Below are 26612 nucleotides of genomic sequence, written 5' to 3' on the forward strand. Positions count from 1 at the left end.
TCACCTTGCCAGACCGACCGCGAAGTAGGTGAGAGCCGCGATCGCCGCGGTTGCCGGCAAGGTGACGATCCATGCGACCACGATGTTGCCGGCAATGCCCCAGCGAACGGCGGAGACGCGGCGGGCGGCGCCGACGCCGATGATAGCGCCGGTGATCGTGTGCGTGGTCGATACCGGAATACCGAGCCAGGTGGCGGCGAACAGGGTGATCGCTCCGCCGGTCTCGGCGCAGAAACCCTGCATCGGGTTCAGCCGGGTGATCTTCGAGCCCATGGTGTGGACGATGCGCCAGCCGCCGAGCAACGTGCCCAGCGCCAGCGCCGACTGACAGGTGATGACGACCCACAGCGGCACGTAAAAATTCGCGCCGAGCATGCCTTGCGAATAGAGCAGCACGGCGATGATGCCCATGGTCTTCTGCGCGTCGTTGCCGCCATGGCCGAGCGAATAGAGCGAGGCGGAAAAGAACTGCATAACGCGGAAGGTGCTGTCGACGGCGAACGGCGTCTGCCGCACGAACAGCCACGAGACCGCGAGGATCAAGACAAGCGCCAGCAGAAAGCCTGCCGCCGGCGACAGCACGATGGCCGCCGTCGTCTTGCCCAACCCGGCCCAGACGATGGCACCGGTGCCTGCCTTGGCAACGCCGGCGCCGACCAAACCGCCGATCAGAGCGTGCGAGCTGCTGGACGGGATTCCGACGAGCCAGGTGACGACATTCCAGACGATGGCGCCGACAAGTGCTGCGAAGATTACTGCCGGCGTGACGATGCTGGCGTCGATGATGCCGGTTCCGAGCGTCTCCGCTACGTGAAGACCGAAGAACATGAAGGCGATGAAATTGAAGAAGGCCGCCCAGAACACCGCATAATGCGGCCGCAGCACCCGGGTGGAGACGATGGTGGCGATGGAGTTGGCGGCATCGTGCAGGCCGTTGAGGAAATCGAAGAACAGCGCGACGACGACAAGGCCGACCAGCACGGGAAAGGCTATTGCGGCTTCTGACACTATACGTTCTCGATGACGATGCCGCTGATTTCGTTGGCGACGTCCTCGAAGCGATCGACCACCTTTTCCAGCTGGCCGTAAATCTCGCTGCCGATCAGATAGGCCATCGGATCGCTGCGGCCGTGCCGCTTGAACAGGTCCTTCAGGCCCTGCTCGTGCAGGTCGTCGGCCCGGCCTTCGGCGCGCATGACCTCCTCGGCGATGGCGTTGAGGCGCACCGTATGCGCCCCGACCTTGCCGAGCAGCGGGATCGCCTCGGCCACCAACTTGGCGGCCTCGACGATGACACCTCCCATTTCCTGCATCAGCGGGTCGAATTCCTTCTTCTCGAACAGCCTTACCGTCTTGACGGTTTTGTGCATCATATCGATGGCATCATCCATCGACTGGATCAGGTCCTTGATGTCGCCGCGGTCGAAGGGCGTGATGAAGGAGCGGCGCACGGCCAGCAGCACTTCCGCGGTGATCTGATCGGCTTCGTTCTCGAGATCGATGATCGTCTGACACCAGCGGTCGATGTCGTTGCCCTGCAAAAGCTGCTGCAGTGCCTCGGCGCCACCGACCACGGTGCGGGAATGCCGCTCGAACAGGTCGAAGAAGCGATCTTCGCGCGGCAAAAGCTTGCGGAACCAGCCCAGCATGTTCGGTACTCCCGTCGTGTCCAGTCCACGACCCCGTCTCATCCACATAGCGCCGCATTCCATCGCGGGAAACAGTAAGCCGGCTGAAAGATGTGGATGCGGACGATTTACACAGGCGGCTTGCGGCCGAAGGCGATTTCCCCGACCTTGCGCGCTAAGATCGGACACAGCGTCCGTGACAGGCTCCCGACGGCATGATCGATAAGCTGGAATTCTTCATAGCACTTGCCAAGGAAGAACATTTCGGCCGGGCGGCGGAGGTGTGCGGCGTCACCCAACCGACGCTTTCGGCCGGCATCAAGCAGCTGGAGGGTCAGCTCGGCGTGATGCTGGTGCTGCGCGGCTCGCGCTTCCAGGGGCTGACGCCGGAAGGCAAGCAGGTGTTGGTGTGGGCGCGCCGCATCGTCGGCGATAGCAGGACCATGCGCGAGGAGATGCGGGCGGCGCGCCACGGCCTGTCGGGGCGCATCCGCATCGCCGCGATCCCGACGGCGCTGGCCATGGTGGCGCGACTGACGACGCCGTTTCGGGCAAAGCATCCCGGCGTCACCTTCTCGGTGCTGTCGCGCACCTCGATTGAGGTGCTATCGCTGCTCGGCAATTTCGACATCGACGCCGGCATCACCTATCTCGACAACGAGCCGCTCGGACGCGTCACTAGCGTGCCGCTCTATGACGAGCGCTATCAGCTGATCACCGCGGTCGGGAACCCCTATTTCGACCGCGACAAAGTGACATGGGCGGAACTCAGCCAGCTGCCGCTCTGCCTGCTGACGCCGGACATGCAGAACCGCCGCATCATCGACCAGCATCTGGCCGAAGCCGGCGTGCAGGTGCGGCCGACATTGGAATCCAACTCGATGATCGTGCTGTTTTCGCATATCCGCACCGGCAAATGGTCGTCGATCATGCCGCTTAACCTTGCGGAAACCTTCGGTTTTTCCGAGCCGATCCGGGCGATCCCGATCGTCGAGCCGGATGCCAGCCACACGGTCGGGCTGGTGGCGGCGCGGCGCGAACCGCACACGCCGCTGGTCTCGGCGCTGTTGGACGAGGCAATGGCGCTGGCGGACGATTTCCACGGCCGCCGCTAGTCTAGACAATGCTGGTGAACGCGAACGATAGAAAATTTCTATCGAGCAACGGATCGGCTTTATTGATTTGGCGGGTTTCCTCTGATTTCCTAACCACTTAGCGGAAGACCGCCACGACCAGGGAGGGCGCTGCATGACGATGCAGCTAGCAAGTACCGAGATCGCATCGCGCACGGCGGCGATCATCCACGAGCTGAAAGGCCTCGAAGGCCCGCTGTTGCCGATCCTGCACGGCATACAGGAAGAGTTCGGTTATGTGCCGCAGGACGCACTGCCGATCATCGCCGAGGCGCTGAACATCTCCAGGGCCGAGGTTCATGGCGTCGTCACCTTCTATCACGATTACCGCAGCCAGCCCGCCGGCCGCCATGTGCTGAAGCTCTGCCAGGCGGAAGCCTGCCAGTCGATGGGCTCGGATGCGATTGCCGCCAAGCTCAAATCATTGCTGGGCATCGGTTTCCACGAGACAACCCGCGACGGTTCGGTGACACTGGAGCCGGTCTATTGCCTCGGCCTTTGCGCCTGCTCGCCGTCGGCAATGCTGGACGGGGAGGTGATCGGGCGGCTCGACGACGAAAAGCTCAACGAGATCGTTGCCGAGGTGCGCTCATGATCCCGCGTATCTATATTCCCGGCGATTCCGGCGCGCTGGCGCTCGGTGCGGAAAAGGTTGCCAAGGCGGTTCGTGCGGAATTGGCCGAGCGCGGCATCGAGGCCAAGATCGTGCGCAACGGCTCGCGCGGCGCCTATTTCCTCGAGCCTATGGTCGAGGTTGCGACAGCCACTGGCCGCGTCGCCTACGGGCCGGTGAAGCCATCCGACGTCAAAAGCCTGTTCGACTGCGGCTTCCTCACCGGGGGCCACCACAAGCGCTGGCTGGGCGCACCGGACAAGATCCCGTTCCTGGCAAGGCAGACACGGCTGACCTTTGCGCGCTGCGGCGTCACCGATCCGCTGTCGCTCGACCACTACAAGGCGCATGGCGGGCTGAAGGGCCTGCAGAATGCAGTGGCGATGACGCCGGCAGAGGTCGTCAAGCAGGTGACCGAGTCCGGGCTGCGCGGTCGCGGCGGCGCCGGCTTCCCGACCGGCATCAAATGGAAAACTGTGCTCGATACGTCGGCCGACCGCAAATACATCGTCTGCAATGCCGATGAAGGCGATTCCGGCACGTTCGCCGACCGCATGATCATGGAAGGCGACCCCTTCGTGCTGATCGAAGGCATGGCGATCGCCGGCATCGCCACCGGCGCGACCAAGGGCTTCATCTATATCCGCTCCGAATATCCGCACGCGGTGGCGGTGATGCAGAAGGCTGTCGAGATCGCCCGCAAGGCCGGCGTGCTCGGCGTCAATGTGCTCGGCTCGGCCAATTCATTCGACATGGAAGTGCGCGTCGGCGCCGGCGCCTATGTCTGCGGCGAGGAGACCGCGCTGCTCGACAGCCTCGAAGGCAAGCGCGGGCAGGTGCGGGCCAAGCCGCCGCTGCCGGCGCACAAGGGCCTGTTCGGCAAGCCGACGGTGATCAACAACGTCATCTCGCTGGCCTCGGTGCCGGTGATCATGGACAAGGGCGCTGCCTTCTACAAGGATTTCGGCATGGGCCGTTCACGCGGCACCATCCCGATCCAGATTGCCGGCAACGTCAAGTATCCCGGTCTCTACGAGGCGGCGTTCGGCATGACGCTGGGCGAGATCGTCGACGATATCGGCGGCGGCACGGCGACGGGACGCCCGGTCAAAGCGGTGCAGGTGGGTGGCCCGCTCGGCGCCTACTTCCCGCGCGCGCTGTTCGACACGCCGTTCGACTACGAAGCGTTTGCCGCCAAGGACGGGCTGATCGGCCATGCCGGCATCGTCGTTTTCGACGACAGCGCCGACATGCTGAAGCAGGCACGCTTTGCCATGGAATTCTGCGCCATCGAGAGCTGCGGCAAGTGCACGCCGTGCCGCATCGGCTCGACTCGCGGTGTCGAGGTGCTGGACAGGCTCGCCCAGAACGTCGAACCGGAAAAGCAGATCGCGCTGGTCACCGACCTTTGCAACACAATGAAGTTCGGCTCGCTTTGCGCTCTCGGCGGCTTCACCCCATATCCAGTGATGAGTGCACTCAACCATTTCCCGGACGACTTTCGGCCGACGCCGGTCGCCGAAGCAGCGGAATAGGAGCGGACAGCCATGAACGCGGCATTCGACATCAAATCGCTGGTCCAGGAAATCGACTACGGCACACCTGCCTCTGAAGCCGAGCAGCAAGTGACGCTGACGGTCGACGGCAAGTCGATAACAGTGCCGGCGGGGACCTCGATCATGCGCGCATCGATGGAAGCCGGCGTCGAAATCCCGAAACTCTGCGCCACCGACATGCTGGACTCGTTCGGCTCCTGCCGGGTCTGCCTCGTCGAGATCGACGGGCGCGGCGGCACGCCGGCTTCATGCACTACGCCGGTCGGCGAAGGCATGGTCGTGCATACGCAGACCGATCGGCTGAACGCCATTCGCCGCGGCGTGATGGAACTCTACGTCTCCGACTACCCGGCGGCGTGGGGCGAGAAGGCCGGCACCGGCGCCAGCGAGTTCGACAAGGTCGTCACGACGGTCGGCCTGACCGAGAACCGCTATGGCGTGGACGGCCGCAACCACGTCAAGCAGGAAAACGGGGTGGCGCCCGGCCATGGCTCGCTGACCATCGATTACATCGCCCGCGATGAATCGAACCCGTATTTCACCTACGATCCGGCGCAGTGCATCGTCTGTTCGCGCTGCGTGCGCGCCTGCGAGGAGGTGCAGGGCACGTTCGCGCTGACCATCGAGGGCCGCGGCTTCGAATCCAGGGTCTCGGCCGGCATGCACGAGGCGTTCGTCAATTCCGAATGCGTGTCGTGCGGGGCCTGCGTGCAGGCCTGCCCGACTGATGCGCTGAGGGAAAAGACCGTGCTGGCGAAAGGCCTGCCCGAGCGCTCGACCGTCACCACCTGCGCCTATTGCGGCGTCGGCTGTTCGTTCAAGGCCGAGGTCAAGGGCGACGAGGTCATCCGCATGATGCCCTACAAGGCAGGCAAGGCCAACCACGGCCACTCCTGCGTCAAGGGCCGCTTCGCCTATGGCTATGCGACGCACAAGGACCGGATCCTGAAGCCGATGATCCGCGAGCGGGTCAGTGATCCGTGGCGCGAAGTGTCGTGGGAAGAGGCGCTCACCCATACCGCCAACGAATTCCGCCGCATCCAGTACCAGTACGGCCGCACCTCGATCGGCGGCATCACCTCGTCGCGCTGCACCAACGAGGAGACCTACCTCGTCCAGAAGCTGGTCCGGCAGGGCTTCCGCAACAACAATGTCGATACCTGCGCCCGTGTCTGCCATTCGCCGACCGGCTATGGCCTCGGCCAGACCTTCGGCACCTCCGCCGGCACGCAGGACTTCGATTCGATCGAGCAGACGGACGTGATCCTGCTGATCGGCGCCAATCCGACCGATGCGCATCCGGTGTTCGCCTCGCGCATGAAGAAGCGCATGCGCGAGGGCGCCAAGCTGATCGTGCTCGATCCGCGCCGCACCGACATCGTGCGCTCGGCCCACGTCGAGGCGCAGTTCCATCTGCCGCTGAAGCCGGGCACCAACGTCGCCATGCTGACCGCACTTGCCCATGTCATCGTCACCGAGGGCCTGTTCGACGAGGCCTTCATCCGCGAGCGCTGCGACTGGGACGAGTTCCAGGACTGGGCATCGTTCGTGGCGCTGCCGGAAAACAGCCCGGAAGTGATCGGCCAGCTTGCAAATGTCGATCCCGACGACATACGCGGCGCGGCGCGGCTCTACGCCCGCGGCGGTAACGGCGCGATCTATTACGGCCTCGGCGTGACCGAGCACAGCCAGGGCTCGACCACCGTCATCGCCATTGCCAACCTCGCCATGGCGACCGGCAATATCGGCCGGCCGGGCGTCGGCGTGAACCCGCTGCGCGGCCAGAACAATGTGCAGGGCTCTTGCGACATGGGCTCGTTCCCGCACGAGCTTCCCGGCTATCGCCACATTTCAGGCGACGCGGTGCGCGCCATCTATGAGAGCCTGTGGGGCGTCAAGCTCGACGACGAGCCCGGCCTGCGCATCCCCAATATGCTGGATGCGGCCGTCGACGGCTCGTTCAAGGGGCTCTATGTGCAGGGCGAGGACATCCTGCAGTCGGACCCCGACACCAAGCATGTCGCCGCCGGTCTCGCCGCGATGGAATGCGTCGTCGTGCACGACCTCTTCCTCAACGAGACGGCCAACTACGCGCATGTGTTCCTGCCCGGCTCGACGTTCCTCGAGAAGGACGGCACCTTCACCAACGCCGAGCGCCGCATCAACATGGTGCGCAAGGTAATGGAGCCGAAATGCGGCTATGCCGACTGGGAAGCGACGCAGGAGCTCGCCAAGGCGCTCGGCCTCGGCTGGAACTACACGCATCCGTCCCAGATCATGGACGAGATCGCCAAGACAACCCCAAGTTTCGCCGGCGTTTCCTTCGACCTTCTCGACCGGGTGGGCTCGGTGCAGTGGCCCTGCAACGAGAAGTCGCCGGAAGGCACGCCGATCATGCATATCGGCGGCTTCGTGCGCGGCAAGGGCAAGTTCATCCGCACCGAATATGTCGCGACCGACGAAAGGACCGGACCGCGCTTCCCGCTGCTGCTGACCACCGGCCGCATCCTGTCGCAATACAATGTCGGCGCGCAGACCCGGCGCACCGACAATGTGGTCTGGCATAGCGAGGACCGGCTGGAGATCCATCCGCACGATGCCGAAAATCGCGGCCTGCGCGACGGCGACTGGGTGCGGCTGACCAGCCGCTCCGGCGAGACGACGCTGCGCGCGCTGATCACCGAGCGGGTGTCGCCGGGCGTCGTCTATACGACCTTCCACCATCCCGACACCCAGGCTAACGTCATCACCACCGACTTCTCCGACTGGGCGACCAACTGCCCGGAATACAAGGTGACCGCGGTGCAGGTGGGTGCATCCAACGGCCCGTCGGAATGGCAGCGCGACTATGACGAGCAGGCAAAGCAAAGCCGCCGCATCGCGAAGTTGGAAGCGGCGGAGTAGTCCTTGACCGCGCGCCGCAAAGCCATTGCGCAGATCTCGCGCCTCGCGCGCCGCGCCGGCGGCACTGCGGCCGCCAACCGCATGGTGCCGGAAGAGACGCCGGTGGCGTTCTCCTTTGCCGGCACCACGCATGCGGTGATGATGGCAAGCCCGGCTGATTTCGAGGATTTCGCGCTCGGCTTCTCGCTGACCGAAGGCATCATTGCCTCGCCGGACGAAATCGAAGCGATCGAGGTCGAGGATCACGGCGCCGGCATCGATATCCAGATCCGGCTGAAGGACCAGGCCAACACCCGCTTCGAAGCGCGTCGCAGACGCCTGGCCGGCCCGGTCGGCTGCGGGTTGTGCGGCATCGAATCGATCGAGGAGGCGATGCGCTCGGTAAACCCGGTCGGTGCGTCACAACTTACACTTCAGGCCAATGACATCGTCCGCTCGGTCAAGCTTTTGTCGAAGCTGCAGCCGCTGCACGCCGAGACCGGTGCCGTCCACGCCGCTGGTTTTTACCTTCCCGGCAAGGGCATCGTCATGGCGCGCGAGGATGTCGGCCGCCATAACGCGCTGGACAAGCTGGCTGGCGCGCTGGCCAAAGCCGGTATCGACGGCAGGTCGGGGGCCGTCGTCGTCACGTCGCGCGTTTCGGTCGAGATGGTGCAGAAGACCGCGGCGATCGGCTCGGCCGTCATCATTGCCGTCTCGGCGCCGACCGCACTTGCCATCCGCACCGCGGACGATTCCGGTATGACGCTGGTGGCACTGGTGCGCGGCGACGATTTCGATATTTTCACCCATCCTGACCGCGTGGTTTCCGGAGTTGCCAAGCATGTCGCATGACGAAGGCCACCTCATGAGCACCAGCGAAAAGCTGGTTCGCATGGCCAACCAGATTGCCGCCTTTTTCCACTCAAAGCCGCGCGAGCAAGGCATTGCCGGCGTCGCCGAGCACATCAACAAATTCTGGGAGCCGAGGATGCGCCGGCAATTGTTCGAGATGCTGGACAGCGGTGGCGAGGGGTTCAACGAGCTTGTCGTCGCGGCCGCGCCACACATCAAGCGGCCGGGCGCGCCGGAGGGCGCAGGTTTTAGCGTCGGCGGAGCGAACACCGAGACTGCCGCCGCGTCACAGAAGTAGGCGCCGCGGGCCCACATTCACACTCTCTAAAGTTTCATCTGCCGCAAGCCGCGCGCCTCTGCTATGATCTGGCGATAAGAAATCGTCGGGTCGGGCGGACAAACCTCGTGAGGCCGATCGAAACTCGATACGCGCTCAGTGGCGACGCGCGGATCGCCTATCAGGTGGTCGGCCAGGGATCGCTCGATCTCGTCTTCGTGCCGGGTTTCATTTCCAATCTCGACCTGCACTGGGAAGACGAGGGCTACACCCGGCTGTTGAAGCGGCTTTCCGCGTTCTCGCGGCTGATCCTGTTCGACAAGCGCGGCACCGGTCTGTCCGACCGCGTCGATGTCCACCACCTGCCCAGCCTCGAAACCCGCATGGACGATGTACGCGCGGTGATGGATGCGACCGGCAGCGGCCGCGCCGCCTTGCTGGGCGCTTCGGAAGGCGCGCCGATGGCAATGCTGTTCGCCGCCACCTACCCGGAGCGGACGCGGGCGCTGGCGCTTTATGGCGGCTATGCGCATTTCCACAAATGGGTGATGCCGCCGGAACGCCTTGAGGCGTTCATCGCGACGGCGGAGACCGCATGGGGCACCGGCGCCACCCTGCCGCATTTCGCGCCCGGCCGCGTCGACGATCCGCGTTTCGCCACATGGTGGGCGCGCTTCGAGCGGCTGTCGGCGAGCCCGACCGCGGCAATCGCCCTGGCCCGCATGAATGCAGCTATCGACGTGCGCGGCGTGCTGGCGGCGATCAGCGCACCGACGCTGCTCATCCATCGCCGCAACGATACGCGCGTCGACCCGGAGGCCAGCCGCTTCCTGGCAAGGAAGATCCCGAATTCGCGGCTGGTCGAGGTGGCCGGGCGCGACCACCCGATCTGGACCGGCGATGTCGACCGGGTGGCCGATCTGATCGAGGAATTCCTGACCGGAGCGCGCGCCGTTGCCGAGGCCGAGCGCGTGCTGGCTGCACTGCTGGTCACCCGGATCTACGACACGGCGCGGCTTGGCGACCGCATGTGGAGCGAGCGCAGCCAGCGCTTTCAGGAAACATGGCGGTTGCTGGTCGGGCGCCACGGCGGCCGCCCGGCCGGCACGCATGGCGAGCTGATGATGGCGCGCTTCGACGGCCCGGCGCGGGCCGTACGCTGCGCGGCGGCGCTGCGCGATGCGGCGCAGGAGATCGGCGTCGCCAGCGCGCAGGGCGTGCATGTCGGCGAGGTCGAGTTGCGTGGGCCGCCGACGGGGTTGACGGCGCGCGTGACGATGCAGCTTGCCGCGCATGCCGGGCGCGGCGACATCCTCGCTTCGCGGCTGGTCGCCGACCTCGCCGCCGGTTCAGGCCTTCATTTCAATGACGCCGGGCGCATCGCGCTTGACGAGCTGGATGAGCCGCTGGCGCTGGTGCAGGCGACCTCGGAACAGCATCTGGAGCCGGCCTGCCGGCCGAAGGCCAAGGCTGCCGAGCCGGCCGCACTGACGGCGCGCGAAAGCGAGGTGGTGAACCTCATCGCCGATGGCAAGAGCAATGCCGCGATCGCCGCCGAACTCGGGCTGAGCGAACACACCGTCAAGCGCCACGTCGCCAATATTCTGCTCAAGCTGGACCTGCCGTCGCGGGCGGCGGCGGCGGCGTTCTCCGCCCGGCACGCTGGCCCGCACGGGCCATAGCAGCCATGGCGCTTTCGGGCGAAGCGGCCAGGCATGCGTAAGCGCTATCACTTCGTCCCATGCAGGCCAGGCGGATGTCGCCGGGAAAGGCGCTGCGAAGGGAGGAATAAAATGCTGAAGTCGACACTCAAATCACTGGTGCTGGCGGCAGGCGTCGGCGCGCTGTTGGCGATCGTTCCTGCCAAGGCCGAAGACGCCTCGGCGACGGCTGCCTACAAGGACATCCAGGCAACGCTCGGCTCGGTACCGGACATGTTCAAGACGCTGCCGGACGTCGCCGTTGCCGGCGCCTGGGCCGAGATCAAGGGCGTGCAGCTCAACCCGAACACCGCGCTCGACGGCAAGACCAAGGAACTGATGGGCCTCGCCGTCGCCTCGCAGATCCCCTGCCAGTACTGCATCTATTTCCACACGCAGGCGGCCAAGCTCAATGGCGCCAGCGACGAGGAGATCAAGGAGGCGGTGGCTATGGCGGCGATCGTGCGCCACTGGTCGACGATGCTCAACGGCAGCCAGGTCGATCTCGCCACTTTCAAGAAGCAGTCCGACGAGGTGTTCGCGGCCGTCAAGGCGAAGTCGCAGTGAAGAAGCCACTGCCCGGCGGCGAGCGCCGGGCAGTGCCTGATCAAGCAACCACCCGATCCGAGAAGACAGGCCCATGGAGGAAAAAATGCTGACCAAGACACAGACGATAGACGGCGCTGCGATCAAGAAGGCGATTGAGGGCCGTGATGGAAAATTGCTGGCGAGCTTCTATGCCGACGACGCATTGGTGCGGGTGATCGACCGCAATAACCCGCCGAGCAAGCCGCGCGAAATCCGCGGGCGCGCTGCGATCACCACATTCTGGGACGACATTTGCAGCCGGGCGATGACCCACAAGGTCGACACCACCATTGCCGACGGCAACAACCTCGCCTTCACCCAGGCCTGCTCCTATCCGGACGGGACCAAGGTATTCTGCGCGGCGATGCTGGAGCTGAAGAACGGCCAGATCGCGCGGCAGACGGTCGTGCAGGCCTGGGACGAATAAGGAGGCGGCGATGTTCAGTGCCGGATGGCAGATCGACGCCAAGTTCGGCCACAAGCAGACCGTGCTCTGTTGAAGAAATGGGAACGCGAGATCGGCTCGCAGGCCGGTCTCGACGACCTCAAGTTCCAGATCATGACCGGATCGATCGACGCGCGGGAAGCGACGGTCGGGTCACATCACCAGGTCGAAAGCCTCGCCAGTTGGAGGCGTTCTTCGCCAGGATCGGCAAGATCGACGCGCACGCCAAATGGGGCAAGGAGATGGAGCCCTACGTGGTGTCGGGGCACCAGCCTATGGAACATCTACCGCATCGTGGAATAGCGGTTCTCATCCTCGCTTCCGCAGGGCTATCGCATTTGGGAAGATGCCCCCTCACCCGCGCAGCGGCCGGATGAGGGGCAGCGCGACGTCTGAAATCACGACGAGCGCACCTCCCTATTCGCTCTCGCCGTCCAGCGCCGGCACCGACACGCCGGCAAGCTCGGCGGCGAGCAGCCGCGACGCACCAGCGCGTGCGATCCTCAGCATCAGCGCCTTGCGCGTCGCCGCCGCCATGCGGTGCTCGGGCGCATCGCGCAGAATCTCGGCACCGTAGCCGTCGGAGAGAATGAAGCCGCATTCCTCCGGAAAGATTTCGGAAGGCACGCCGGGATGCGTGGCGAAGAAGAAGCGGTCGGAATGCAGCCGGTAGTCCGGCCATTTGCGGTCGACCCTGAAATCCTCGACCGAGGACTTGATCTCGATGATCCAGATGTCGCCGTGGCGGGTCAGCGCCACGAGATCGGCGCGGCGCCCGGTGGCCAGCGACAGTTCGGGCAAAACATGCGCGCCCATCTGCTTGAGCAGCCGCTGCACGCCGCGCCGGACCAGCATGGCGCGCTCCGACTGGCGGCCATCGATGAGCGGATTGAGGGGTAGAGGTGAGATAATCGGCATGGCCGCACCATGCCAGATTTTGTTCACGGTTTGAACCCGGTCGCGGCGGGCGATTATGTACTTTACAAACACGGCGATGCCTGATACCTTGAATCCACAGTAGGAATCCGGGTTATGAGCGTCCTTTCCGAGCCACATTTCCACAACGAAGAAGCTGCTTTTGAGCGGCTGGAAGCGATTGTTTGGTCCGAAGGTCCGATTTGCCCGAAGTGCGGCAACTGCGAACAGGCGCGCATTACCCGAGTCTCTGGCCCAACCGCTCGCACCGGCCTTCGCCGCTGCTTGGAGTGCAAGAAGCAATTCACCGTGAAGGTCGGAACGGTGTTCGAATCAAGCCATGTGCCGCTGCACAAGTGGTGGCAAGCGGCGCACCTTCTTGCGTCCAGCAAGAAGGGTATCAGCGCTCACCAACTGCACCGGACGTTGCAGGTCCAGTACAAGACCGCATGGTTCATGTTCCATCGCTTGCGTGAGGCAATGCGCGATGGCGTCCTTTCTCCGATGGGCGGCGAAGGCAAGCATGTCGAAGTTGACGAAACGTACATCGGTCGCCTGAAAGGCGCTCCGGTAAGGCGTGGCGGTGGCGCTCACAAGAATTCTGTTGTCACGCTTGTCGAGCGTGGTGGTCGCGCGCGTTCCTTCCACGTCGATACCGCCCGCATGGGCAACGTCATGCCCATCGTTCGCGCCAACATCGCTCGCGAGAGCGCGTTGATGACCGACGAAAGCGGCATCTATCGCCGCGCCGATCAGGATTTCGCCTCCCATGATGTCGTTAAGCATTCCAAGGACGAATACGTCCGCTACGAAGGCGAAAAGACCGTCCATACCAGCACGGTCGAAGGCTATTACAGCATCTTCAAACGTGGCATGAAGGGGATCTATCAGCATTGCGGCGAGCAGCATTTGCACCGCTATCTTGCCGAGTTCGATTTCCGCTACAGTAACCGCATCGCGCTTGGCGTCGATGACAACAACAGGACGGTAAAGGCCATGGCTGGCATCGTTGGAAAGCGTTTGAAATACCGGGACTCGTTCGCCGGGTAAGCTCCAAGTCCGTTCATGTGGTGGTGCGATTGATGGCTACTGAAGACCACATTACGCTTGTCATTGAGGGCTTGCCCGAGGATGACGGACAAGTGCGGCTCGCCGCGTTTCTGTCCGAACTCCAGAACCTAAACGCCACGCTCAATCGGCTTGATCGCGATGCAAACGCGGGCAAGACGGCCAGCTATTTTCGTATCGCCGAGCTGTCCTACAATAGTCCGGTTCGCGTCACTCTCGGTCCACATCCGTTGCCGGGTAAGCCGCCTACCGGCCTAATCGTGATTGATAGTCTGAACCGGATTTCTGCGGCGTTGGCGAGCGGCGGCGACCTGCTTGACCTTGATGCTGAATTGCTCTGGGACATCCGGAACCTAGCACGTCCAGTTGGGACGACTGTCAAAAGCGCGACGTTGCTTTTCAACGATAGTCGCATCGACCTTACGCCGCAGATCGTCAGCCGCGTTGACGCCGCTCTTGCGGTCGATGAGGAATGTGAAGGGTTTCTTCAGGGGAACCTTGAACAGATCAACCTTCACCTAGGGGTCAACACGTTCCAAATCTATCCAGATGTTGGGCCAAAGAAGGTAACCTGTCATTTTCCGGCTCGCTTATATGACGAAGCCGTCTCTGCGGTTGGCCGCAAAGTGGAGGTCTTTGGCACACTTCTCTATCGTGCGCGAACCGACTTCCCGCACCAGATTGAGGTAACAAGCATCGAAGCCTACCCCCCCGAATCCGATCTGCCCGATTGGGAAGATCTGAGAGGCCGCGCCCCGGACGCGACTGGCGGCTTGAGTTCTGAAGCCTTTGTCCGGGAGCTTCGCGATGGCTGGCGCTAGTCCAATCTACTATTGGGATACCTGCCTTTTCCTCGCGTGGCTCAACGATGAGAACCGGAAGTCTGGCGAAATGGATGGCGTGCGCGAGGTAATCGCCCGTCATAAACGACGCGAGGTAAAGCTGGTCACTTCGGTCTTGACGCGGGTCGAAGTGCTGCAATCCAGGATACCGGTCGGCGTTGGCAGCAGCTTCACCGACCTGATAAAGCGAATGACGCAATTGGGAATGGACACCAAAGTTGCCGGGCTTTCGCATGATCTGCGTGACCACTATTCGGCAAATGCCGCAGCCCACGCCGGGAAGACACTTTCTACCCCGGATGCTATTCATTTGGCGACAGCCATCCATTACCGTGCCCATGAGTTCCATACGTTCGACAATGGCGGTAGTGCAAAAAGCCTAGGTCTCCTGCCGTTGTCGGGCAATGTTGGAGGACACAAACTCACGATATGCAAACCAGAAGCAAAAAGCCCGCAGCTCGACCTGAAAAGACCCGAAGGAAAATGAAGGCAGACAACCCTTCACAGTCTGCCGCCTTCATTGAGAAGGCGCGCGAAATCGATGCGGATGGTGAGGCCGACAAGGCCGATGCCATAATGGGCAAGCTGGCGAAAACGCCGCCGGACCCTAAACACAAGCCGAAGGGCAAGAAAGCACAATGAGCGTCGTCAGCGGTGTGGTGCTTTGTACATCCGCTGCCGAAGACTGTTCGAGCCCGAACGGTCAACCCGTTCTTTTTGAGCGCATACAGGAATGGCTGGCGGAGCGCGGCCCCTTCCAACAACTTAACAGTGTCGAGGCTAGCTTTGGCGGCAGCAAGCACCCGCAAATGTTTGTAGCCGGCGGCGGCTTCAACCATTTCTCCGAAGACGACTTTGCGGCCTACGTGATGTCGCTGCCTTGGCAAAACCCAGAAAACGTTGTGTTGGTGATCGACCCCGAAGAGGGGGCTACCCGCGTCTTCAGACCTCCCTGTTTGTAAAGTACATAATCGCCTCGCGGCGATTATCTGGCTGACAAACCTAATCTGCAAAATACTGTGGAGCGGGCGCTACAAGGCCCGCCCTTCCACAAGGCGGGCCGCTCGCGTTATGAATGCGTTTCCTACTGGTGAGGGAGCTATGTTTTCGCGAGGCGTCGCGGTTGATCTAATATTCACCGCTGCAGGCCCGATAGTGGTCGCAGCATAATCAAAAAGGTGGCGAAGCATGGTTACTGAGAATGCAAGTTTGACGGTCGAGCAGACTAGGCTCAATAGGATGCTCACGCGGGGCGTCGTATTTTCCGTCATTTGGCTCGCCGGTTTCGGGTCTTCTTATGCACTCTACCAGGGGCTTCTGGCGCGACGGATGATAAAAATGAATCCCGTGCTTCGGGGAAATGGCCGCGCCTGGTGGTGCATCATTGTGGGAGGGCTTGGGGCCGCAGCCTTATGTGCGATAGTTGGCGCCGGCATTTTCAACGCCATGACACAACCCTAGGTCACGCTGTAACACCGCCTGCCGATCTGGTGTTGGGTCATATTGATTTGTAGGTCCCGTTCAATGAGTGTTTCCGGCGTCATCCTCCCATCATTGGCCGTTTCCCGCCCGCAAGTTTAAAGCTTGCTGATTCATATCAGAATGCTCCTGTCCCGTCGCCGGGCCGCACCTGATATGGCAACTCAGACTTGCCATTGTCATCGACCCGACCTTCAGCTAACCGGCATCATGCCCTCCAGAGCAATAATTCTCGTCTTTGCGCAGCGTTCGCGGATGGCCTTGAGGCGGCCGTATTCCGGAGAGTCGTACCATGCCAGGAGGGACGCCATGTCCGGGAATTCGACAATGACGAGGCGATGAGGTTCCCAATCGCCTTCCAGAACTTTGGTGGCTCCGCCGCGAGCGATGTACCTCCCCCCGTAGCGGGCTTCGGTTGCCGGCACGTCCCGGCGGTATTCCTCGAAAACGGCGGCATCGGTTATGTCTACATCAGCAATGAGATATGCGGCCATTGACCTTACTCCCTGAAAAAACATTGAAACAGGTCTATTAGCGGCCCCGCAACTAAGCCAGCGGTACTACGCCTCGGAAACGACTCGCGTTCTCCCGGATTGGGGCGCTTAACTGTCTTGGTGGGGGCAGCTCTGGGAGGAGACGAACCATGCCGATGTATCTCACGCGATTCAGCTACAGGCCCGAAACCTGGGCGCGCTTGATGGATAATCCCGAGGACAGACGCGAGGCTGCCCGTTCCTACATCGAGTCGGTCGGCGGAAAGCTGCACGGGTTCTGGTATGCCTTCGGGGAGTACGATGGCTGGAACCTATGGGAGGCGCCGGACAACGTGTCGATGGCATCCGTCATGCTCGCCATCGGTGCGGGAGGCGCGCTCAGCTCATACGAAACCACCGTCCTGTTAAGTGTCGAAGAGACGATGGACGCGCTTGGGAGGGCGAAGTCGATCCGCTATCGCCCGCCAGGATCGTGACCGCCGTCCGCGCTTTGCGGAGTGTCGAAGGCTGGGGAACGCTTGCTCTCGAACGGCGCACGTTGCAGCTTGCGTTTTCAATGTCTGCCACGGATTTTAGGAGGAGCATTAGATGACGGAAGATGACGACCGGAAATCGGCGACGCCGGAGGAAATCCGCTCGGCCATCAGAGGCTGGGCGGTGCTTGGGGCAATTATCGTTGCCGTGTTTGGTGCGGCCTACGTCATGATCGATAGTTGAATGGCCGACGATCCTGGTCGCCCCGATGGATTGCCTGAAAAGATCGGCACGGTCCTTGGTGCATTGGTGGTGATCGGCACGTTCGGGCTTCTGGCTTGGACCGTGCTTCGCGGCGTCCTTTATTAAACCCGGCCCGTCTGGACTTTCCCCTGCGGCGGCCGCGTCTCAGGCCGATCTCCTCGTAGCAACGGATGGTCTTGGCCGCAGGCCAGAGCGCCGGGCAGCGTCGCCGACTTCATGGGTGATTTCTTCGTCTCCTGGTCCTTGTTCCTGGCCCCATTGATTTTGCAACATAATCCTGCGGGGGCTGTTGCCGAAATGCCATAGTCGCGGGTTTACCAGCACGCAAGTCCAAGGATATAGGCATCGCCCGCTTGGCAAGCAAAGCAAATGCCAGCATGAATGAAGATGAAAAAAGCGGCCGACTCGAGCCGCTGTTGTTTGGGCAGGCATCGGACCTTTTCATGCGCATGAAGTCACTTGCAATCGTCGCGGCCCTGGCGCTGTCGACGGCTGTCGCCGGTTGCAGCACCATCGGCTCGCAGATCTTCACCAACAACTACGGCGCGGTGACCGACGCCGGCTATCACCTGCCGCGCGTTCCGATCGAAAAGGTGCCGTTCAAATACCGCCGGCAGATCGTCGACTACGACACCAGGGAAAAGCCGGGCACCATTATCGTCGATACGCAGAACAAGTTCCTCTATTTCGTCATGGGCGACGGCGAGGCGATGCGCTACGGCATCGGCGTCGGCCGTGAGGGTTTCGAATGGCACGGCACCGCCCATATCGCGCTGAAGCGCGAATGGCCGACCTGGACACCGCCTTCGCAGATGATCAAGCGGCAGCCGGAGTTGGCCAAGTTTGCCGGTGGCATGGAGCCGGGGTTGAAGAACCCGCTCGGCGCGCGCGCCATGTACCTGTTCAACAAGGGCGGCGACATGGGTTATCGCCTGCATGGCAGCCCGGAATGGAATTCGATCGGCAAGGCGATGTCGTCGGGCTGCATCCGGCTGATGAACCAAGACATTATCGACCTCTACGACCGCACCTCGGTCGGCGCCAAGGTCATTGTGATATAAAACCCTTATACGCGGACCGTCTAGGCAACAACACAGACGTCGCAAACAGAAAACCGGGCACTTTGGCCCGGTTTTTTGTTGTATCGATGTTGACGATGGAACGTCGCGTCAGGAGACCTGTTCGACATGCTGCACTTCCGGCACAAAGTGCCGGAGCAGGTTCTGGATGCCGTGCTTCAGCGTCGCGGTCGACGACGGGCAGCCGGCGCAGGCGCCCTTCATGTGCAGGAACACGGTGCCGTTCTCGAAGCCGCGGAAGGTGATGTCGCCGCCGTCCTGGGCCACCGCCGGGCGCACCCGGGTGTCGAGCAGCTCCTTGATGGTGACGACCAGCTCCTCGTCGGCCTTGTCGTAGAATTCGCCGGTCTGGCTGGTCTCGGCGGCGGGGCCGGCCTTGGCCATCACCGGGGCGCCGGACATGAAATGCTCCATGATGGCGCCGAGGATAGCCGGCTTCAGATGCTGCCAGTCGGGGCCGTCCTTGGTCACGGTGATGAAATCATAGCCGAAGAAGACGCCGGTGACGCCGGGGATTTCGAACAGCCGGCCGGCGAGCGGCGAAGCCGTCGCGGCGCTATCGGCATCGCGGAAATCGGCGGTGCCTTCTTGCAGCACTTCCTTGCCGGGCAGGAATTTCAGCGTCGCCGGGTTTGGCGTCGACTCGGTCTGGATGAACATGGCCGTCTCCGTGCCCGTTGGGGCAGCTAGTTTGGAATAATTCTAATTAGGCTTTATCCGCCCGACATTCAAGGGAAAGGCATCGCCGGCGGTAGCGGCAGGCGGAATGTTTTGCTAGTTCGCTGAAACGATTGGAGATGTGTTGAGATTCAGGTCAGGCCGAGCCGAAAATGGTGGTTTCCGAGAACCGGAGCGGAGCGTACTTTGGTACGTGAGCACCGGAAGCGCAGGAAGCCGCCATTTGCAGGCCGGCCTCACCTGAATATCAGCACATCTCAGGCGAGGCTGTCGATCTCCTCGTCCGACAGGTTCTGCGGCACCACCGTGACCGGGATAGGAAAGGCGGCGCCCTTGCCGGCGACCGCGCCGACCAGCGGCCCAGGCCCTTCCTTGCCGGCGCCTGCCGCCAGCACCAGAATGGCGATGTCCTGGTCTTCCTCGATCAGCTTGTGGATCTCTTCGGTCGGCTTGCCTTCGCGCACCACCAGTTCCGGCTCGATGCCGAGCTTCTGGCGCACCTTGTTGGCGTAGCTGTCGAGTGCGGCGCGCGCCGTGGCGTTCGCCTCCTCGCGCATGATCTTCTCGACGCCCAGCCAGTGCTGGAAATCATCCGGCTCGATGACATAGAGCAGCACCAGCACGCCGCCCGTGCTTTGCGCCCGCTTCGAGGCGTAGGCGACGGCGCGCTCGCATTCGGGCGTGTCGTCGATGATCGCCAGGAACTTGCGGCGATGACCGGCTTCGCGGCTGAGGCGTTTGGAGACCATATTCACCCTGTTCGATGGTTTCGGCCGCAATCTGCCACCGCCACAGCCCGCCCGCAAGCGACCGGCGGCTGTGGCAATGCTGGTGCAGCTTAAAGCGCGTCGCGTTCGACCAGCGACGCGCTTCAGGTTCTTGTTTTATGCATGTCGTTATCGCAAAACCGCTGCACACTTTTGCGCGACATGCATTAGCCTTGCAGCAGGCCGATAATGTCGCGCACGGTCTTCATGGTCGCTTCGGCCAATGTGCCGGCACGCTCGCCGCCATCGCGCAGCACCGCGTCGACATAGGCGCGGTCGCCGGAGATGCGGCGCATCTCTTCGGCGATCGGCGCCAGCTTTTCCACCGCAAGGTCGGCCAGCGCCGGCTTGAACACCGAAAACTGCTGGCCGCCATATTCCTTCAGCACCGCCTCTTTCGAGATTTCGGCGAGGCCGGCATAGATGCCGACGAGGTTTTCCGCTTCCGGCCGGCCGGCAAGCCCGTCCAGTTCGCCGGGCAAAGCCTCCGGGTCGGTCTTGGCCTTGCGGATCTTCTTCGAGATGGCGTCGGCATCGTCGGTCAGGTTGATGCGCGACAGGTCCGACGGATCGGATTTCGACATCTTCTTCGAACCGTCGCGCAGCGACATGATGCGCGCTGCCGGGCCGCCGATGACCGGCTCGGTCAGCGGGAAATAGCCGTTTACCGTCTCCTCACCGACCTGCATCTCGACGCCGACGCCAAGCGCGGCGATGCGGTCCGAAAAGTCGTTGTTGAATTTCTGCGCGATGTCGCGGGTCAGCTCCAGATGCTGCTTCTGGTCGTCGCCGACCGGCACATGGGTGGCGCGGTAGACCAGGATGTCGGCGGCCATCAGGGAGGGATAGGCGAGCAGGCCGAGCGAGGCGTTCTCGCGGTCCTTGCCCGCCTTGTCCTTGAATTGCGTCATGCGGTTCATCCAACCGATGCGCGCCACGCAGTTGAAGATCCAGGCAAGCTCGGCGTGCTGCATCACCCGCGACTGGTTGAAGACGATGTGCTTGGTCGGGTCGATGCCGGAGGCGAGAAACGCCGCGGTGATCGACCGCGTCTGGTCCTGCAGATCCTCATGGACGAGCTGTGCGGTCAGCGAATGCAGATCGACGACGCAATAGATACAGTCGGAGGTGTCCTGCAGGGCGACGAATTTCTTGATGGCGCCGAGATAATTGCCGAGATGCAGATTGCCGGTTGGCTGGACGCCGGAAAAAACGAGCGGTTTGAAGGGGGGCTGATCGGTCATGGTGTTTCCCTGGCTTGTGGAGGGCCGTTTCGCGCGCGGCGAAAGTCTTGCGACGGCGCGCTTATGGACGAGAGCGAGGAGACGATCAAGAGGGTGTCGGATGGGCGGCGCAGGGCTTTGGCCTCGGACGAGCAAGCCGCCGCAGGAGGCTATTTGAAAAGATGCCGCCGAGCACAAACAAAACCCGCCTTGCGGCGGGTCCCCGGTGCGAATCAGCACCATATTTAAATTAGTAGCATAGCTGCCGGCACAAAGCAAGAACAAAATAGCTCGCCTTGGCGATTGCGTTCAATCTGGATCCGGCCGCATTGACGCATTGATGTAGATAGCTACATAATAGTTGCTACATGGCGGAAGCAAAACAATGACGATCAACATCAACAACAAGGAAGCTGACAGCCTGACGCGGGCTTTTGCCCGGCTTGAAGGTGTCGGGATCACCGAGGCGATCGTGATCGCCATGCGCGAAGCTCTGGAGCGCCGCCGCAATCGCGAGACGCCGCTGGAGACGGCGGCACGGCTCCGGGCCGAGTTCGGTATTGAGTTGAGCGAGCAGGCGCGCAAGCCGCTGCCGCGCTCTGTCTACGACGAATTGTCCGGCGAAGACTGATGTTCATCGATGCAGCCGCTATCGTTGCAATACTGAGCAACGAGACCGAAGCCCCGCGCTGCGCGCAGGCGGTCATGAAGGCGTCGGCTCCGTTCACCTCGGCTATCGCGGTTTGGGAAGCCGCGATGGCGCTTTCGCGATCGGAAAAGCTGGCCGTCCCGGTCGCCACAAGCTTCAAGATAGTCAGCCGTTTTCTCGAAGAGCGTGGAATCACCTTGCGGGAGCTTCCGCCTGCCTCTGACGCGGCATCTCTGGCTGTTGAGGCTGCATCGCGGTTTCGCAACAACGCTGGCCGTCTCAACATGGCCGACTGTTTCCACTACGCCTGTGCGCGCTACTACGCCGTTCCGATGCTTTCGACGGCGGACGAATTCCGTTTCACGGATCTGGAGACTGTTGCTTGACCGGCTGGGAGCCCTTGCGCCCGATATTGCGGCGGATCATGCCGAAATCGGCGCCGCCGGTGGCGAAGGCGGTGACGAAGTAAAGCAGCGCCCCGCCGGCGACGAGCGCAAGCAGGGTTACCGCCTTGATCACCAGCGGCGAGCCGGAGCCGAGACTTGCGGCGAACCAGTGCTCGGCAAAATAGAGCGCCGCGGCCATCACCGCTGCCGACAGCACCAGCCGCGGGATGCGTTTCATGAGCGGCACGTCGCGGCCCCAATGGCCGCGCCGGATCAGCACGGCGAGCAGCATCGCCGCATTGACCCAGCCGGCGACAGCGGAGGCAACGGCAATGCCGGGCGCGCCCATCGTCGGAAACAGCGTCAGCGCCGTCGTAATGTTAACCGCCACCGAGATGGCGGCGAAAATCATCGGCGTGCGCGTGTCCTCGCGGGCGAAATAGCCTGGGGTGAACGCCTTGATCAGCACGAAGGCCGGCAGGCCGAGCCCGAAGATCGCCAGGATTGCCGCGACCGTCGGCGTCGAATTGTTGGCGGCAAAGGCGCCGCGCTCATAGACCAGCCGCACGATCGGCTCGGACATGACCAGCAGCGCGGCCGCCGCCGGCAAGGTCATGAAAAGGGTAAACTCGACCGAGCGGTTCTGCAGATTGGCGGCCTCGACCAGATTGCCTGATTTCAGCGCCCGCGACAGTTCCGGCAAAAGCACGATGGCGACGGCGACGCCGACGACGCCCAGCGGCAGCTGGTAGACGCGGTCGGCATAGGCCAGCGATGACACCGCGCTGTCCTGCGCCGACGCGATCGCCGTGCCGATCAGCTGATTGATCTGGGTGATGCCGCCGGTGATCGCCGCCGGCAGCGCCAGGATCAGCAGCCGCTTGACGTTCGGCGTCATCTTCGGCCGCCGGAAGCCGATCGAAATGCCGGCATGGCGCACCGCCGCCCAGACGATCGCCAGCTGCACCAGGCCGGCCGCCAGCACGCCCCAGGCAAGGCCGAAACCGACGGTGCGGGCGTCCGAACCCTTGTACCAGGCATAGGCGAGCACGGCGATAAGGATGACGTTGAGGAACACCGGCGCCACCGCAGCGGCGAAATAGCGGCGCAGCGAATTCAGCATGCCGGCCATCATGGCGCCGAGCGACATGCAGATCAGGTAGGGGAACATGACGGTCGCCAGCGCCACCGTCGTCTCGAATTTTCCCGGCGTGTCGGCAAAGCCCGGCGCCACCAGATAGCGCACGATCAGCGGCATCGCCAGTTCCATGGCGATGGTCAGCGCCAGAAGCGCCGTGAACAAGACGCCGAACACCTCTTCGGAAAAGCGCTTGGCGCCGTCGGTGCCGTGTGTCTCGATCTCCTTGGCGAACAGCGGCACGAAGGCGGCATTGAAGGCGCCTTCGGCGAACAGCCGGCGAAAGGTGTTGGGAAACTGGAAGGCGGCGTTGAAGGCGTCGGCGATCGGCCCGGTGCCGAGTGCGGCAGCCATCAGCATCTCGCGGCCGAAACCGAGGGCGCGGCTCATCAGCGTGCCGGAAGCGACCGTGGCGAATTTCTTGACAAGGCTCATGCGCTTGAAGACTGCCTGTGCGATTGGGGCAAATGGAAGGTAACCGTCACTCGGCGGCCGTTTTGGTCTTGCCGCGCTCGGACGCCGTGCCCTCGAGCAGCGCGATCAGCCTGTTGCGGATGGTGGCCGTACGCGACGGGCTGTCGATCTTCTGGCCGGTGAGATCGGTGACGTAGAACGTGTCGATGACTTTTTCGCCGAAGGTGGTGATGTGGGCCGAGGCGATGTCGAGCGACAGGTCCGACAACATGCCGGTGATCTCCGACAGAAGGCCCGGCCTGTCCAGCCCCTCGACCTCGATCACCGAGAAACGGTTCGACAGCGTGTTGCGGATCTCGGCGCGTGGCGGAATACGGAAAACCTTGGCGCCGCGCCGCGGCTTGGTGCGCTTCTCGATCATTTCGGGCAGCCAGCTCTTGCCCGACAGCACGTCCTCGATCAGCCGGCCGACGCGCTCGGCACGGCGGCGCTCGTCCTCGTCGCGGTCGAACTCCCTCGAGATCAGGATGGTGTCGAGCGCGCGGCCGTCCGAGGTGGTGAAGATCTGCGCGTCGACGATGTTGCCGCCGGCCGCGGCACAGGCGCCGGCAATCACCGAGAGCAGGCGCGGATGGTCCTGCGCCAGCACGGTGATCTCGGTCACCGCCTCGAACTGGTGGGTTTTGACCATGGTGGCGAGCTTCTTGCCGGCGTGATCGGCCTCGCGGATGAATTCGGCATGGCGGAGCTGGTCGGGAAGATCGACCGCCAGCAGATAGTTCTCGTAGTGCTGGCCGACATAACGCTTGCGGGCCTTTTCCGGCCAGTCGGCAAGCGCCTCGGCCAGTTGTTCGCGCGCCGCCGCCGTCCGTTTGGCGCGCGACACCTCCGAAAACCCGCCGGTCAACAAAAGCTCGGTCTCGTAGTAGAGCGTACGCAGCAACTGGCCCTTCCAGCCGTTCCAGACCCCAGGCCCGACGCCGCGGATATCGCAGACGGTAAGCACAAGCAGCATCTTCAGCCGTTCGACCGACTGCACGATGGCGGCAAAATCCTCGATCGTCTTGCGGTCGTTGAGATCGCGGGTCTGCGCCGTCATCGACATGACGAGGTGGTTCTCGACCAGCCAGGCAACCGTTTCGGTGTCGGCCGGCGACAGCCCCATATGCGGGCAGATGCGCCGGGCGATCCTGGCGCCGGCTTGCGAATGGTCCTCCGGCCTGCCCTTGGCGATGTCGTGCAGCAGCACGGCGACATAGAGCGCCTCGCGGCTCTTCTTCAGCCCCGGCATCAGCGAGTGGGCGAGTGGATGGACCTTTTCGCCGTCGCCGCGCTCGATCTCGGCCAGTACGCCGATGCAGCGGATCAAATGCTCGTCCACGGTGTAGTGGTGGTACATCGAGAACTGCATCATGGCGACGATCTTGCCGAAGTCCGGGATCAGCTTGGCAAGCAGTCCGGCCTCGTTCATGCGCCGCAGATTGAGCTCGGCGTTGCGGTCCGAGGTCAAGATATCGAGGAACAGCCGGTTGGCCTCCTCGTCGCGCCTGAGCGCCTTGCCGACGAGGCCGAGAGAGCGGGTCAAAAGCTTCAGCGCATCGGGGTGAAATTCCAGGCCATGCTTGTCGGCAAACCAGAACAGCCTGAGCAGGTTGACCGGATCGCGCTCGAACACCTCGTCGTCGGCAATGTTGATGCGGTGGTTGTCGACGATGAAATCGGCCGTGCCGGCGAGCTTGCGCTTGCGCCGCGAAAAGGTGAGGAAGATGCGGTTGAAGCCCGGCACATGCTTGGCCTGCTCTTCTTCCAGCGCGGCGCAGAAAATGCGGGTCAGGTCGCCGACATCCTTGGCGACGAGGAAGTAGTGCTTCATGAAGCGTTCGACCGCCGACAGGCCGGGATGGGTGGTGTAGCCCAGCCGCTCGGCAATATCGCGCTGGATGTCGAAATGCAGCCGCTCCTCGGCCTTGCCGGTGAGGAAATGCATGTGGCAGCGCACCGCCCATAGAAAATCCTCGGCCTTCTGGAATTCCCTGTATTCGGCGTCGGTGAAGACGCCCTTGTCGACCAGTTCCTCGCCGGTGCGCACGCGGTAGAAATATTTGGCGATCCAGAACAGCGTCTGCAGGTCGCGCAGGCCGCCCTTGCCGTCCTTGACGTTAGGTTCGACCAGGTAACGGCTCTCGCCGGCCTTGGCGTGGCGCTCGTCGCGTTCGGCGAGCTTGGCCTGGACATATTCGGGGCCGGTGGTGCGCACCACCTCGTGGTCGAAGCGCTGCAAAAGCTCGTCATAGAGCTTTTGCTCGCCCCACAGGAAGCGCGCCTCCAGGATCGAGGTGCGGATGGTGATGTCGGTGCGCGACAGCCTGAGGCACTCGTCGATGTTGCGGGTGGCGTGGCCGACCTTCAGCCCGAGGTCCCACAGCATATAGAGCATGTATTCGACAATCTGCTCGCCCCACGGCGTCTGCTTGTAGGGCAGCAGGAACAGGAGATCGATGTCGGACCCGGGCGCCAGCGTGCCGCGGCCATAGCCGCCGACGGCAACGACCGCCATGCGCTCGGCCGAAGACGGGTTTTTCACGCGATAGACATGGGTGGCGGCGAAATCGTAGAGCGCGCGGATGATCTCATCCATCAGATGCGACAGCCGGGCAGCGCAGGCGGTGCCGCTGCCATCGTCCATCAGCATGCGTTCGGCGACCGTGCGGCCGTCGGCGAGCCGGCTTTTGAGAACTTTGAGGACGCCGCTGCGCGCGGCCTTGCCGGAGCCGTCGCCTGCCGTGGCCGCGGTCAGTTCGGTCATCTCGCGGCGCAAGGCTTCGCCGTCGATCAGTTCCTCGAGCTTCAGGGATATTCTTGCCATAAATGCCGTTCGGCCTCGCCGTTTCGGCGGCGTCTATAGCGCGTTTTCGCGGCGCTGGGTATGGGGCGGACAGACGCGTTCTCCGCAGCCGTGGAACTGGACGATCGTCTCGTGCCCGCGGCCGGTTCGGTTAGCGCCTGGCCACGAAAAATCGAAATCAGCCCTTGACCTTCCAGTTACTGGAAGCACTACCTCCGC

The 26612-nt window shown here is 62.9% G+C and carries 29 protein-coding genes and 1 pseudogene; 21 read left to right on the top strand and 9 right to left on the bottom strand.

Annotated elements, in window-relative coordinates; all coding sequences use genetic code 11:
- Both NKH04_RS01010 and NKH04_RS01015 read right to left on the bottom strand, forming a co-directional pair.
- Nucleotides 1–1008, bottom strand: coding sequence for an inorganic phosphate transporter (locus NKH04_RS01010; protein ID WP_352469990.1), 1008 nt, complete (start codon nt 1006–1008; stop codon nt 1–3).
- On the bottom strand, nt 1008–1649 hold the full coding sequence (locus tag NKH04_RS01015) for a DUF47 family protein (RefSeq protein ID WP_352613837.1): 642 nt from the start codon (nt 1647–1649) through the stop codon (nt 1008–1010). Before NKH04_RS01015 ends, NKH04_RS01010 begins: the two co-directional genes overlap by 1 nt.
- 194 nt (nt 1650–1843) lie before the next feature.
- Between NKH04_RS01015 and NKH04_RS01020 the strand changes: the two genes are divergently transcribed.
- The 10 genes and pseudogenes from NKH04_RS01020 to NKH04_RS01065 all read left to right on the top strand — a co-directional run bounded on the left by NKH04_RS01020 (nt 1844) and on the right by NKH04_RS01065 (nt 11981).
- On the top strand, nt 1844–2743 hold the full coding sequence (locus NKH04_RS01020; RefSeq protein ID WP_352613836.1) for a LysR family transcriptional regulator: 900 nt from the start codon (nt 1844–1846) through the stop codon (nt 2741–2743).
- A gap of 133 nt (nt 2744–2876) precedes the next feature.
- Nucleotides 2877–3356, top strand: a complete 480-nt coding sequence (locus NKH04_RS01025) for a formate dehydrogenase subunit gamma (protein WP_352469988.1) — start codon at nt 2877–2879, stop codon at nt 3354–3356.
- Nucleotides 3353–4909 (top strand): formate dehydrogenase beta subunit, encoded by a 1557-nt coding sequence (locus NKH04_RS01030; protein WP_352613835.1) that lies wholly within the window; start codon nt 3353–3355, stop codon nt 4907–4909. Before NKH04_RS01025 ends, NKH04_RS01030 begins: the two co-directional genes overlap by 4 nt.
- Nucleotides 4910–4921: 12 nt before the next feature.
- Entirely contained in the window at nt 4922–7834 is a 2913-nt protein-coding gene (gene fdhF, locus NKH04_RS01035) for a formate dehydrogenase subunit alpha (RefSeq protein WP_352613834.1), read from the top strand.
- 3 nt (nt 7835–7837) lie between these two features.
- Nucleotides 7838–8668, top strand: coding sequence for a formate dehydrogenase accessory sulfurtransferase FdhD (fdhD, locus tag NKH04_RS01040; RefSeq protein ID WP_352540452.1), 831 nt, complete (start codon nt 7838–7840; stop codon nt 8666–8668).
- Nucleotides 8658–8966 carry a formate dehydrogenase subunit delta gene (locus NKH04_RS01045; RefSeq protein WP_352469984.1) on the top strand — a complete coding sequence of 103 codons (309 nt, stop codon included), beginning with the start codon at nt 8658–8660 and terminating at the stop codon, nt 8964–8966. Before fdhD ends, NKH04_RS01045 begins: the two co-directional genes overlap by 11 nt.
- A 107-nt stretch (nt 8967–9073) precedes the next feature.
- On the top strand, nt 9074–10627 hold the full coding sequence (locus NKH04_RS01050; protein ID WP_352469983.1) for an alpha/beta fold hydrolase: 1554 nt from the start codon (nt 9074–9076) through the stop codon (nt 10625–10627).
- A gap of 111 nt (nt 10628–10738) precedes the next feature.
- The gene (locus NKH04_RS01055; protein ID WP_352448517.1) at nt 10739–11212 is read left to right on the top strand and encodes a carboxymuconolactone decarboxylase family protein; all 474 of its coding nucleotides are present in this window, start codon (nt 10739–10741) and stop codon (nt 11210–11212) included.
- Nucleotides 11213–11297: 85 nt separating this feature from the next.
- Nucleotides 11298–11660 (top strand): nuclear transport factor 2 family protein, encoded by a 363-nt coding sequence (locus NKH04_RS01060; RefSeq protein ID WP_352448516.1) that lies wholly within the window; start codon nt 11298–11300, stop codon nt 11658–11660.
- A gap of 10 nt (nt 11661–11670) precedes the next feature.
- Nucleotides 11671–11981: pseudogene (locus tag NKH04_RS01065) on the top strand (hypothetical protein).
- A 114-nt stretch (nt 11982–12095) separates the two neighbouring features.
- On the opposite strand, the gene NKH04_RS01070 reads toward NKH04_RS01065, so the two are convergent.
- Nucleotides 12096–12596 carry an MmcB family DNA repair protein gene (locus NKH04_RS01070; protein ID WP_353043943.1) on the bottom strand — a complete coding sequence of 167 codons (501 nt, stop codon included), beginning with the start codon at nt 12594–12596 and terminating at the stop codon, nt 12096–12098.
- A gap of 114 nt (nt 12597–12710) precedes the next feature.
- Between NKH04_RS01070 and NKH04_RS01075 the strand changes: the two genes are divergently transcribed.
- The 5 genes from NKH04_RS01075 to NKH04_RS01095 are packed head-to-tail and all read left to right on the top strand — an operon-like array spanning nt 12711 to nt 15465.
- Entirely contained in the window at nt 12711–13643 is a 933-nt protein-coding gene (locus NKH04_RS01075; protein WP_353031093.1) for an IS1595 family transposase, read from the top strand.
- A 32-nt stretch (nt 13644–13675) separates the two neighbouring features.
- A complete protein-coding gene (locus tag NKH04_RS01080) occupies nt 13676–14482 on the top strand; it encodes a hypothetical protein (RefSeq protein WP_353031095.1) in 807 nt (268 codons plus the stop codon).
- Nucleotides 14469–14990, top strand: coding sequence for a type II toxin-antitoxin system VapC family toxin (locus NKH04_RS01085; RefSeq protein ID WP_353031097.1), 522 nt, complete (start codon nt 14469–14471; stop codon nt 14988–14990). The genes NKH04_RS01080 and NKH04_RS01085 overlap by 14 nt, the downstream gene beginning before the upstream one ends.
- Nucleotides 14987–15145, top strand: coding sequence for a hypothetical protein (locus NKH04_RS01090; protein WP_353043944.1), 159 nt, complete (start codon nt 14987–14989; stop codon nt 15143–15145). Before NKH04_RS01085 ends, NKH04_RS01090 begins: the two co-directional genes overlap by 4 nt.
- Nucleotides 15142–15465 carry a hypothetical protein gene (locus NKH04_RS01095; RefSeq protein WP_352748939.1) on the top strand — a complete coding sequence of 108 codons (324 nt, stop codon included), beginning with the start codon at nt 15142–15144 and terminating at the stop codon, nt 15463–15465. The genes NKH04_RS01090 and NKH04_RS01095 overlap by 4 nt, the downstream gene beginning before the upstream one ends.
- 711 nt (nt 15466–16176) lie before the next feature.
- On the opposite strand, the gene NKH04_RS01100 is transcribed toward NKH04_RS01095, so the two are convergent.
- On the bottom strand, nt 16177–16476 hold the full coding sequence (locus tag NKH04_RS01100) for a DUF1330 domain-containing protein (RefSeq protein ID WP_023717905.1): 300 nt from the start codon (nt 16474–16476) through the stop codon (nt 16177–16179).
- Between the two features lie 149 nt (nt 16477–16625).
- Here NKH04_RS01100 and NKH04_RS01105 point away from each other — a divergent pair, with 149 nt between their 5' ends.
- The 4 genes from NKH04_RS01105 to NKH04_RS01120 all read left to right on the top strand — a co-directional run bounded on the left by NKH04_RS01105 (nt 16626) and on the right by NKH04_RS01120 (nt 18275).
- Nucleotides 16626–16952, top strand: a complete 327-nt coding sequence (locus tag NKH04_RS01105) for a GYD domain-containing protein (protein ID WP_352613828.1) — start codon at nt 16626–16628, stop codon at nt 16950–16952.
- Between the two features lie 112 nt (nt 16953–17064).
- Nucleotides 17065–17193 carry a hypothetical protein gene (locus NKH04_RS01110; protein ID WP_302893588.1) on the top strand — a complete coding sequence of 43 codons (129 nt, stop codon included), beginning with the start codon at nt 17065–17067 and terminating at the stop codon, nt 17191–17193.
- Complete coding sequence (locus NKH04_RS01115; RefSeq protein ID WP_352467528.1) at nt 17194–17319, top strand: hypothetical protein; 126 nt, start codon at nt 17194–17196, stop codon at nt 17317–17319.
- Between the two features lie 338 nt (nt 17320–17657).
- Nucleotides 17658–18275: a L,D-transpeptidase gene (locus NKH04_RS01120; RefSeq protein WP_352448678.1), complete on the top strand. Its 618-nt coding sequence runs from the start codon at nt 17658–17660 to the stop codon at nt 18273–18275.
- Nucleotides 18276–18383: 108 nt separating this feature from the next.
- On the opposite strand, the gene NKH04_RS01125 is transcribed toward NKH04_RS01120, so the two are convergent.
- From NKH04_RS01125 to trpS, 3 genes are all read right to left on the bottom strand, one after another.
- Entirely contained in the window at nt 18384–18953 is a 570-nt protein-coding gene (locus NKH04_RS01125) for a NifU family protein (RefSeq protein WP_023676386.1), read from the bottom strand.
- 275 nt (nt 18954–19228) lie between these two features.
- Nucleotides 19229–19720, bottom strand: coding sequence for a universal stress protein (locus tag NKH04_RS01130; RefSeq protein ID WP_352469977.1), 492 nt, complete (start codon nt 19718–19720; stop codon nt 19229–19231).
- Nucleotides 19721–19905: 185 nt separating this feature from the next.
- On the bottom strand, nt 19906–20982 hold the full coding sequence (gene trpS, locus NKH04_RS01135; protein ID WP_352748948.1) for a tryptophan--tRNA ligase: 1077 nt from the start codon (nt 20980–20982) through the stop codon (nt 19906–19908).
- A gap of 364 nt (nt 20983–21346) precedes the next feature.
- Here trpS and NKH04_RS01140 point away from each other — a divergent pair, with 364 nt between their 5' ends.
- Both NKH04_RS01140 and NKH04_RS01145 read left to right on the top strand, forming a co-directional pair.
- Nucleotides 21347–21592 carry a type II toxin-antitoxin system VapB family antitoxin gene (locus tag NKH04_RS01140; RefSeq protein ID WP_023676383.1) on the top strand — a complete coding sequence of 82 codons (246 nt, stop codon included), beginning with the start codon at nt 21347–21349 and terminating at the stop codon, nt 21590–21592.
- Nucleotides 21592–21996: a type II toxin-antitoxin system VapC family toxin gene (locus NKH04_RS01145; RefSeq protein WP_352919360.1), complete on the top strand. Its 405-nt coding sequence runs from the start codon at nt 21592–21594 to the stop codon at nt 21994–21996. Before NKH04_RS01140 ends, NKH04_RS01145 begins: the two co-directional genes overlap by 1 nt.
- On the opposite strand, the gene murJ is transcribed toward NKH04_RS01145, so the two are convergent.
- Nucleotides 21971–23569: a murein biosynthesis integral membrane protein MurJ gene (murJ, locus tag NKH04_RS01150; protein ID WP_352570229.1), complete on the bottom strand. Its 1599-nt coding sequence runs from the start codon at nt 23567–23569 to the stop codon at nt 21971–21973. The genes NKH04_RS01145 and murJ overlap by 26 nt on opposite strands.
- Nucleotides 23570–23615: 46 nt before the next feature.
- Complete coding sequence (locus NKH04_RS01155; RefSeq protein WP_353043945.1) at nt 23616–26414, bottom strand: [protein-PII] uridylyltransferase; 2799 nt, start codon at nt 26412–26414, stop codon at nt 23616–23618.
- Between the last annotated feature and the right edge of the window lie 198 nt (nt 26415–26612).

It is taken from the genome of Mesorhizobium sp. M1365 (assembly GCF_040317865.1).
Lineage (GTDB): Bacteria > Pseudomonadota > Alphaproteobacteria > Rhizobiales > Rhizobiaceae > Mesorhizobium.

What these genes read in the sequence shown, in the direction of transcription:
- NKH04_RS01075 (WP_353031093.1), top strand. Translation starts at nt 12,711, where the DNA reads ATGAGCGTCCTTTCCGAGCCACATTTCCACAACGAAGAAGCTGCTTTT.
- NKH04_RS01025 (WP_352469988.1), top strand. Translation starts at nt 2,877, where the DNA reads ATGACGATGCAGCTAGCAAGTACCGAGATCGCATCGCGCACGGCGGCG.
- fdhF (WP_352613834.1), top strand. Translation starts at nt 4,922, where the DNA reads ATGAACGCGGCATTCGACATCAAATCGCTGGTCCAGGAAATCGACTAC.
- NKH04_RS01030 (WP_352613835.1), top strand. Translation starts at nt 3,353, where the DNA reads ATGATCCCGCGTATCTATATTCCCGGCGATTCCGGCGCGCTGGCGCTC.
- NKH04_RS01085 (WP_353031097.1), top strand. Translation starts at nt 14,469, where the DNA reads ATGGCTGGCGCTAGTCCAATCTACTATTGGGATACCTGCCTTTTCCTC.
- NKH04_RS01060 (WP_352448516.1), top strand. Translation starts at nt 11,298, where the DNA reads ATGCTGACCAAGACACAGACGATAGACGGCGCTGCGATCAAGAAGGCG.
- NKH04_RS01045 (WP_352469984.1), top strand. Translation starts at nt 8,658, where the DNA reads ATGTCGCATGACGAAGGCCACCTCATGAGCACCAGCGAAAAGCTGGTT.
- NKH04_RS01100 (WP_023717905.1), bottom strand. Translation starts at nt 16,476, where the DNA reads ATGGCCGCATATCTCATTGCTGATGTAGACATAACCGATGCCGCCGTT.
- NKH04_RS01090 (WP_353043944.1), top strand. Translation starts at nt 14,987, where the DNA reads ATGAAGGCAGACAACCCTTCACAGTCTGCCGCCTTCATTGAGAAGGCG.
- NKH04_RS01115 (WP_352467528.1), top strand. Translation starts at nt 17,194, where the DNA reads ATGGCCGACGATCCTGGTCGCCCCGATGGATTGCCTGAAAAGATCGGC.
- NKH04_RS01140 (WP_023676383.1), top strand. Translation starts at nt 21,347, where the DNA reads ATGACGATCAACATCAACAACAAGGAAGCTGACAGCCTGACGCGGGCT.
- murJ (WP_352570229.1), bottom strand. Translation starts at nt 23,569, where the DNA reads ATGAGCCTTGTCAAGAAATTCGCCACGGTCGCTTCCGGCACGCTGATG.
- NKH04_RS01155 (WP_353043945.1), bottom strand. Translation starts at nt 26,414, where the DNA reads ATGGCAAGAATATCCCTGAAGCTCGAGGAACTGATCGACGGCGAAGCC.
- NKH04_RS01145 (WP_352919360.1), top strand. Translation starts at nt 21,592, where the DNA reads ATGTTCATCGATGCAGCCGCTATCGTTGCAATACTGAGCAACGAGACC.
- NKH04_RS01080 (WP_353031095.1), top strand. Translation starts at nt 13,676, where the DNA reads ATGGCTACTGAAGACCACATTACGCTTGTCATTGAGGGCTTGCCCGAG.
- NKH04_RS01105 (WP_352613828.1), top strand. Translation starts at nt 16,626, where the DNA reads ATGCCGATGTATCTCACGCGATTCAGCTACAGGCCCGAAACCTGGGCG.
- NKH04_RS01110 (WP_302893588.1), top strand. Translation starts at nt 17,065, where the DNA reads ATGACGGAAGATGACGACCGGAAATCGGCGACGCCGGAGGAAATCCGC.
- NKH04_RS01120 (WP_352448678.1), top strand. Translation starts at nt 17,658, where the DNA reads ATGCGCATGAAGTCACTTGCAATCGTCGCGGCCCTGGCGCTGTCGACG.
- NKH04_RS01055 (WP_352448517.1), top strand. Translation starts at nt 10,739, where the DNA reads ATGCTGAAGTCGACACTCAAATCACTGGTGCTGGCGGCAGGCGTCGGC.
- NKH04_RS01070 (WP_353043943.1), bottom strand. Translation starts at nt 12,596, where the DNA reads ATGCCGATTATCTCACCTCTACCCCTCAATCCGCTCATCGATGGCCGC.
- NKH04_RS01095 (WP_352748939.1), top strand. Translation starts at nt 15,142, where the DNA reads ATGAGCGTCGTCAGCGGTGTGGTGCTTTGTACATCCGCTGCCGAAGAC.
- NKH04_RS01125 (WP_023676386.1), bottom strand. Translation starts at nt 18,953, where the DNA reads ATGTTCATCCAGACCGAGTCGACGCCAAACCCGGCGACGCTGAAATTC.
- NKH04_RS01020 (WP_352613836.1), top strand. Translation starts at nt 1,844, where the DNA reads ATGATCGATAAGCTGGAATTCTTCATAGCACTTGCCAAGGAAGAACAT.
- NKH04_RS01130 (WP_352469977.1), bottom strand. Translation starts at nt 19,720, where the DNA reads ATGGTCTCCAAACGCCTCAGCCGCGAAGCCGGTCATCGCCGCAAGTTC.
- NKH04_RS01015 (WP_352613837.1), bottom strand. Translation starts at nt 1,649, where the DNA reads ATGCTGGGCTGGTTCCGCAAGCTTTTGCCGCGCGAAGATCGCTTCTTC.
- trpS (WP_352748948.1), bottom strand. Translation starts at nt 20,982, where the DNA reads ATGACCGATCAGCCCCCCTTCAAACCGCTCGTTTTTTCCGGCGTCCAG.